Below are 7,514 nucleotides of genomic sequence, written 5' to 3' on the forward strand. Positions count from 1 at the left end.
GACCGGAACCCGGGTCCCGGGCCCCGGTCGGTGGGCGGTGCGGGGCGGCCGGCGGCGGGCGGTGCGGGGCGGTCAGACGCCGGCGGGCCGCAGCTCCGGTGCGGGGGAGCGGGCGTCCAGGTCGCGGAAGCGGGCGGCGAGGTCGCGGACGGCCACCGGGTCGTGGACGATCGAGCGCGGCACCACCGCGTCGGCCCGCCGGGGGACCAGCACGTGCTCGCGGGCCAGCCGGGCCCGCCCGCCGCCGGTGACGTTGAGCAGCACCGGCGCCCCGGTGTCGATCCGGCCGGCCCGAACGGCCCGCCGCAGCGCGGCCAGCGCCACCCCGGCGGGCGGTTCGATGTCGATGCCCTCCAGGTCCTCGAAGTCCGCCATCGCGGCCCGGGCCTCGGCCGCGTCGGCGGTCCACACCTGTCCGCCGCTGCGGGTCAGCGCCTCGCACAGGCCGCCGCGCACGTCGTACGGCGGTCTGCGGTTGGTCAGCTCGGGCGCGAACGCGGCTTCTGCGGCGAGCCGTTGCTGCTGGTCGGCGCCGCACTGCCAGGGCCGCTCGCCGGTCCGCCAGGCCCGGTGCACGGGGGCGTAGGAGGCGTTCTGCGCGAGCACCAGGCGCGGCAGCGGGTCCTCGGGCCGGCGGCGCAGCCGCAGCGCGGCTTCGTGCGCGGCGATCGCGCCCGCCCCGCTGCCGATGGCCTGCACGTAGTAGGCGGGCAGCGCGCCCGTCGCCTCGACGGCGGCGAGCAGGACGGTGCCCAGCCCGTCGCGCCGCCCGACGTTGCGGGTGCCGCCCTCGTGGACGAAGCCGGGCTGGGCGGCGAGCGCGTCGCCGAGCGCGATGGCGTCGGCGTAGTCCGCGCCCTCGACGGCGACGATCCGCACCCACGGGACCGCCGGGGTGCGGGTGCGCAGCCGGGGCAGTGCGGAGGCCGGCACCACCACGACCACCGGCACCCGGTGGCGGCCGCACAGTTCGGCGAAGGCGATCGCGGTGTTGCCCGCCGAGGTGACGACCAGGGTCCCGGCCCCTTCGGGGAGCCGGCCGAGCACGGTGGCGGCCTCCAACTCCTTGAAGGAGCCGGTCTCCAGGTCGCCGCCGCGCTCGGGCCAGTAGCCGTTGAAGGCGATCCACAGCTCGGCCAGGCCGAGCGCGGCGGCGAGCCGCTCGCTGCGGTGCACCGCGGTGCGGCCGGTGCCGGCCAGGTGCCGGCGGACGGGCAGCCAGCGGTGGTAGCGGTACACCCCGTCGCGGTCGGCGTCGGGCGCCAGCTCGGCCTCCCGGTAGGCGCTCTGCCAGAGCCCGGGGGCGTGCGGCTCGGGGCAGGCCAGCGTCAGGCCGTCGTCGGCCTGGCGCCGCCCGCAGACCGGGCAGACCAGGTGGTGGTGCGCGGCGTCGTTCGGGTCGGGGAGCACCGCGGTCAGGCCGTCGCCGTCGCCCGCACGAGGCTCGCCGGGCGCATGTCCGTCCAGTGGGCCTCCACGTGGTCCAGACACTCCTGGCGGCCGGCCGGGCCGTGCGCGGCGGTCCAGCCCGCCGGCACCTCGGCGAACGCGGGCCACAGCGAGTGCTGGCCCTCCTCGTTCACCAGCACCAGGTAGCTGCCCTCGTTGTCCTCGAACGGGTTGGTCATCGCGTTTCCTCTCAGAGTGAACAGGGCGGGGCCGCTGAACCGCGGACGGGGGTCCGCCCGTTGTATTCGGGCGGCAATTCCCGGGGGCCCGAAAAATGGGTACGGAAAAGGCCGCGAGAGCGGTTCACCCGCCCCGGTAAAGAGTGAGTCAAAATGCTGATCGCAGACCGCGACTCACGAGGTGAGAGGCTTGGGGCGGCGGGAAAACGGAAATTCGCCGGAACATAAACGGAGCATGAATTCACCGTTGACAGTCGCACTGATCAGTACCTGCACGACATATGACCCGAGGTCAGTTGTCATTCGCTGACCTGTGCGGTTAGCCTCTGGAATATGCGCAGAACCGGACCGGGGCACTTTCCTGCCGTCGGCCGGTCCGGAACAGCAGCACCCCCCACCGCCACAAAGGAAAAGCGTGGTCACCGAACTCGACCTGGCAGCCCTGCACGATTCACTGACCTCCCCGGTCAGCGAGTCGATGAACTTCCTCAACGAGATCGCGCACCGATTCCCGGACGCCGTCTCGCTGGCGGCCGGCCGCCCGTTCGAGGGTTTCTTCGACCTGGACGACGTGCCGCGGTACTTCGACCGCTACCGCCGCCACCTGACCGAACGCGCCGGCGGCGACGAGACCGGGGTCCGCCGCATCCTGCTCCAGTACGGCCGGACCAAGGGCGTCATCCACGAACTCGTCGCCGAGCACCTGCGGGTCGACGAGGGCATCATCGCCGACCCCGAGGCGCTGGTCGTCACCGTCGGCTGCCAGGAGGCGCTCTACCTGACGCTCCGGGCGCTGCGCCGCGACGAGCGGGACGTGCTGCTCGCCGTCGCCCCCAGCTACGTCGGCGTGCACGGCGCCGCCGGACTGGTCGACCTGCCGGTGCTGCCGGTCCGCGAGACCGCTACCGGCCTCGACCTGGACCACCTGGTGGCCCAGGCCCGGGCCGCCCGGGCGGCCGGCCGCAACCCGGTCGCCTGCTACGTCATCCCCGACTTCGCCAACCCCAGCGGCGCCCGGCTGAGCCTGGCCGACCGCCACCGGCTGCTGCGGATCGCCGCCGAGGAGGACTTCCTCCTGCTGGAGGACAACCCGTACGGCCTGTTCGGCGACCCCGCCGGGCCGCCCACCCTCAAGGCGCTGGACGCCGACGCCCGGGTGGTCTACCTCGGCTCCTTCGCCAAGACCGGCCTGCCCGGCGCCCGGGTCGGCTACGCGCTCGCCGACCAGCGGGTGGCCGGCGGCCACCTCGCCGACCAACTCGCCAAGCTCAAGAGCATGCTGACGGTCAACACCTCGCCCGTCGCCCAGGCCGTCATCGGCGGCAAGCTGCTCGCCCACGGCTGCAGCCTGCGGGCCGCCAACGCGCGCGAGACCCGCACCTACCGGGCCAACCTCGACCAGGTGCTGACCGGACTGGCCGCCCGCTTCGGCGACGTCGAGGGCGTCCGCTGGAACACCCCCGCCGGCGGCTTCTTCCTCGTCCTCACCCTGCCCTTCCCGGCCGGCGACGACCTGCTGGAGCTCAGCGCCGAGCGCCACCGGGTGCTGTGGACCCCCATGCACCACTTCTACGCCGACGGACAGCCGCGCGACACCGTGCGGCTCTCCTTCAGCCACCTCCGCCCGGCCGAGATCGAGACCGGCCTGGACCGACTGGCGGACTTCGTACGGGACCTGACGGACCGACCGGACCGGCCGGGGAACTGACCGTCCGGAGGAGAGAGAGCGGAACCCACCATGAACACCGCCATGAGCACCGTCGCCCCGGGCGCCACTGACGCGGGCCCCGTCGCCACGGGCGCCACCGCCACGGGCCCGGCCCGGATCGTCGCCGTCGGCACCGCCGTCCCGGAGACCTCCTACACCCAGCGCGAACTGCTGGACATCTTCGACATCCAGGACCCCAGGGTCCGCTCCGTCTTCACCAACAGTGCCATCGAGCGCCGCCACCTCACCCTGCCGCCCGAGGGCCCCGACGGCCGCCGGGTGATGGAGGCGCAGGGCGCGCTGCTCGCCAAGCACAAGGCGCAGGCCGTCGACATGGGCGTGCGCGCCGTCCAGGAGTGCCTCAAGCGGACCGGCGCCGACCTGTCCGACATCGGCTACCTGTGCTGCGTCACCACCACCGGCTTCCTCACCCCCGGCCTGAGCGCCCTGATCATCCGTCAGCTCGGCATCGACCCCGCCACCAGCAGGCTCGACGTCGTCGGCATGGGCTGCAACGCCGGACTCAACGCGCTCAACGCCGTCAACGGCTGGGCCCGCGCCAACCCCGGCCGGCTCGCCGTCATGGTCTGCGCCGAAGCCTGCTCCGCCGCCTACGTCTTCGACGGCACCATGCGCACCTCCGTCGTCAACAGCCTGTTCGGCGACGGCGCCGCCGCCGTCGCCCTGCTGGCCGGCGAACCCGCCCTGCCGCTGCCGCACGCCGAAGGCCCCCGGCTGCTCCGCTTCGCCAGCCACATCGTCACCGACGCCGTCGACGCGATGCGCTACGACTGGGACGACGCCCAGGACCGGTTCAGCTTCTACCTCGACCCCCAGGTCCCGTACGTGGTCGGCGCGCACGCCGAGACCGTGGTCGACCGGCTGCTGGCCGGCACCGGCCTGCGCCGCAGCGACGTCCGGCACTGGCTGGTGCACTCCGGCGGCAAGAAGGTCATCGACGCCGTCGGCGTCAACCTCGGCCTGACCCGGCACGACCTGCGCCACACCACCGGCGTGCTGCGCGACTACGGCAACCTCTCCAGCGGCTCGTTCCTCTTCTCCTACCAGCGCCTGCTGGCCGAGGGCGCCGCCGAACCCGGCGACCACTGCGTGCTGATGACGATGGGCCCGGGCTCCACGATCGAGACCGCGCTGGCCCGCTGGTGACCGCCCCCGGCCGCGCGCCGGACCGCCGGTGACCCCCGAGCCGGTGACCCCCGAACCGAACAGGAGCACCCTCCGATGACCCCGCCCCCCGTTGCCCCGCACCCTGCCCCGCACCCCGCACCGCAGACCGCCCCGCACCCGCAGACCGACGGCGCCCGGCCGCTCACCGCCGAGACCGTCCAGGCCTTGAACGCCCTGTGCGACCGCGCCGAGGACGCCGACGACCGCACCCCGCTGGTGCTGCGCGTCACCGGCGCCCCCGACGGCACCCCGCAGGCCCCGCTGCCCCTGGTCAACAAGTGGGAGCGGGCGCTGCGCCGCCTGGAACGCCTCGACCGGCCCACCGTCGCGCTCGCCACCGGCGACTGCGGCGGCACCGCCCTGGACCTGCTGCTCGCCACCGACCACCGGATCGCCACCCCCGGCACCCGCCTGCTGCCCGCCACCGGCCCGGCCGGCGTCTGGCCCGGCATGGCCCTGTACCGGCTGGCCCACCAGGCCGGCGTCGCCGCCGTCCGCGGCACCGCCCTGTTCGGCACCCCCCTGGACACCGCACGCGCCCACGCCCTGCACCTGCTGGACCGGGTCACCGACGACCCCGCCGCCGCGCTCGCCGAACTCACCGCCGCCCTCGGCGACACCACCGACACCGCCGTCCGCCGCCAGCTGCTGACGGACGCCGCCACCACCGGCTTCGACGAAGCCCTCGGCCGCCACCTCGCCGCCTGCGACCGGATGCTGCGCCGCACCCCCGCCGAGATCGCCCCGTGAGCAGCACCGCCGCCCCGGCGGCCGCCGACGCCGACCCGGCGACGGCCGGCCGCGCCCTCGCCGCGGCCGCCGACCGGGCCGAGAGCGTCCTCGCCGCGCTGCCCGCCCCCGCCGAACGCACCCCCGAGCAGCGGCAGCGCGCCACCGACGCCAAGAACGCCGCCCGCACCGCCCGCGACGCCTACCTGCGCCGCCACGTCGACACCCTCTACCGGCAGCTCACCGAGGACCGCACCCGCCACCTGCGGCTGCCCGAACTCCTCGCCCGCGCCACCGCCGACCGGCCCGGACTGCTCCCCACCGCCGAACAGCTGGCCGCCGACCAGGGCCGGCCGCAGAGCGCCAAGGAGGGCCGCGAGATCGACCAGGGCCTGTTCCTGCGCGCCGTGCTCCGCTCGCCCACCGCCGGCCCCCACCTGCTGGAGTCGATGGCCCGCCCCACCGACCGCGCCCTCGCCCTGCTCCCCGAGTTCCGCCGCACCGGCCGGCTCGACCTCGGCTCGGTGCTGCTGGTCCGCGACGGCCGCGCCGCCGAACTCACCATGACCCGCCCCGACTGCCTCAACGCCGAGGACAACCGCCAGGTCGAGGACATGGAGACCGCCGTCGACCTGGCCCTGCTCGACCCCGCCGTCGGCGTCGGCCTGCTGCGCGGCGGCGAGATGACCCACCCCCGCTACCGGGGCCGCCGGGTGTTCAGCGCCGGCATCAACCTCAAGGCCCTGCACCGCGGCGAGATCTCACTGGTCGACTTCCTGCTGCGGCGCGAACTCGGCTACCTCAACAAGCTGGTCCGCGGCCTGCGGGTCGACCACGACGGCGCCTGGCACACCCCCGTGATCGAGAAGCCCTGGGTCGGGGCCGTCGACACCTTCGCCATCGGCGGCGGCGCCCAACTCCTGCTGGTCCTCGACCGGGTGCTGGCCGCCGCCGACTCCCACCTCAGCCTGCCCGCCGCCCAGGAGGGCATCGTCCCCGGCGCCGCCAACCTGCGCCTCGGCCGGCTGGCCGGCGGCCGGACCGCCCGGCAGCTGCTGCTCTGGGGCCGCCGCCTCCAGGCCACCGACCCCGACGCCCGCGGCCTGATCGACGAGGTCGTCGAACCCGAACGGATGGACCGGGCCGCCGCCGAGGCCCTGGAACGCCTCGACAGCCCCGCCGTCGTCACCAACCGCCGGATGCTCCACCTCGCCGAGGAGCCGCCGGACCACTTCCGCGCCTACATGGCCGAGTTCGCCCTCCAGCAGGCCCTGCGCCTGTACAGCGCCGACGTCATCGGCAAGGTCGGCCGGTTCGCCGCCTGACCCCGCGTCAGGACCCCCCGCACGCAAGCAGGCAGGAGACCAGGATGGACCCGGCGCAGCTGACCCGGATCAGGTACCAGAAGCACGGCCGCGTCGCCCGCGTGACGCTGGACCGGCCCGAGTGCCGCAACGCCATGGACCTCCGGACGCACGAGGAACTCGCCCTGGTCTGGGACGACTTCGAGGCCGACGACGACCTCTGGCTGGCCGTCCTCACCGGCGCGGGCGACCGCGCCTTCTCGGCCGGCCAGGACCTCAAGGAACTCGCCGCCCGCAACGCGGCGGGCACCGCCGAACCGTCCACCTTCGGCAGCCGCGGCAAACCCGGCTGGCCGCGGCTCACCGAACGCTTCGACCTCGCCAAGCCGGTGATCGCCCGGGTCAACGGCCACGCCCACGGCGGCGGCTTCGAACTCGCCCTCGCCTGCGACGTGATCGTGGCCGCCGACACCGCCGTCTTCGCCCTGCCCGAGGCCCGGCTCGGCCTGATCGCCGGCGCCGGCGGCGTCTTCCGGCTCACCCGGCAGGCCCCCTACCGGATCGCCCTCGGCCACCTGATCAGCGGCCGCCCGATGACCGCCGCCGAGGCCCACCGCCTCGGCCTGGTCAACGACGTCGTCCCCGCCGCCGAACTCGACGCCTGCGTGGACGCCTGGGTCGCCGACATCCTGCGCTGCGCCCCGCTGGCCGTCCGCGCCGTCAAGCAGGCCGCCGCCGACGCCGCCGCCCTGCCGCTGCCGCAGGCGTTCCGCACCCGCTACCCCTGGGAGGAGCGCCGGATGCACAGCGCCGATGCCCAGGAGGGCCCGCGGGCCTTCGCCGAGAAGCGCGAACCGCGCTGGCAAGCCCGCTGACCCGTCCCGCGTACCCGTTCCGCACCTCCTCCGCCCGCCCGTACCCGCACGCCACTGCCAGCCGAACCGGAGCACCTCGAAG

At 75.0% G+C, this 7,514-nt stretch carries 7 protein-coding genes; 5 read left to right on the forward strand and 2 right to left on the reverse strand.

Annotation, left to right across the window (positions count from 1 at the left end):
- Window positions 1-72 precede the first annotated feature (72 nt).
- On the reverse strand, window positions 73-1,410 hold the full coding sequence (locus ACIOHG_RS18370) for a cysteate synthase (protein ID WP_400951542.1): 1,338 nt from the start codon (window positions 1,408-1,410) through the stop codon (window positions 73-75).
- 5 nt (window positions 1,411-1,415) lie between these two features.
- Window positions 1,416-1,628: an MbtH family protein gene (locus tag ACIOHG_RS18375; RefSeq protein ID WP_400951544.1), complete on the reverse strand. Its 213-nt coding sequence runs from the start codon at window positions 1,626-1,628 to the stop codon at window positions 1,416-1,418.
- Between the two features lie 415 nt (window positions 1,629-2,043).
- Between ACIOHG_RS18375 and ACIOHG_RS18380 the strand changes: the two genes are divergently transcribed.
- The 5 genes from ACIOHG_RS18380 to dpgD all read left to right on the forward strand — a co-directional run bounded on the left by ACIOHG_RS18380 (window position 2,044) and on the right by dpgD (window position 7,432).
- Window positions 2,044-3,336 carry a PLP-dependent aminotransferase family protein gene (locus tag ACIOHG_RS18380; RefSeq protein ID WP_400951547.1) on the forward strand — a complete coding sequence of 431 codons (1,293 nt, stop codon included), beginning with the start codon at window positions 2,044-2,046 and terminating at the stop codon, window positions 3,334-3,336.
- Window positions 3,337-3,378: 42 nt separating this feature from the next.
- On the forward strand, window positions 3,379-4,503 hold the full coding sequence (gene dpgA, locus ACIOHG_RS18385; RefSeq protein WP_400951696.1) for a 3,5-dihydroxyphenylacetyl-CoA synthase DpgA: 1,125 nt from the start codon (window positions 3,379-3,381) through the stop codon (window positions 4,501-4,503).
- Window positions 4,504-4,578: 75 nt separating this feature from the next.
- Window positions 4,579-5,274, forward strand: a complete 696-nt coding sequence (dpgB, locus tag ACIOHG_RS18390; protein WP_400951550.1) for an enoyl-CoA-hydratase DpgB — start codon at window positions 4,579-4,581, stop codon at window positions 5,272-5,274.
- Window positions 5,271-6,578, forward strand: a complete 1,308-nt coding sequence (gene dpgC, locus ACIOHG_RS18395) for a (3,5-dihydroxyphenyl)acetyl-CoA 1,2-dioxygenase DpgC (protein WP_400951553.1) — start codon at window positions 5,271-5,273, stop codon at window positions 6,576-6,578. Before dpgB ends, dpgC begins: the two co-directional genes overlap by 4 nt.
- A 44-nt stretch (window positions 6,579-6,622) precedes the next feature.
- Complete coding sequence (gene dpgD, locus ACIOHG_RS18400) at window positions 6,623-7,432, forward strand: enoyl-CoA-hydratase DpgD (protein WP_400951556.1); 810 nt, start codon at window positions 6,623-6,625, stop codon at window positions 7,430-7,432.
- The last annotated feature ends 82 nt before the right edge of the window (window positions 7,433-7,514 follow it).

This window comes from Kitasatospora sp. NPDC088134, assembly GCF_044741705.1.
Classification (GTDB): domain Bacteria; phylum Actinomycetota; class Actinomycetes; order Streptomycetales; family Streptomycetaceae; genus Kitasatospora.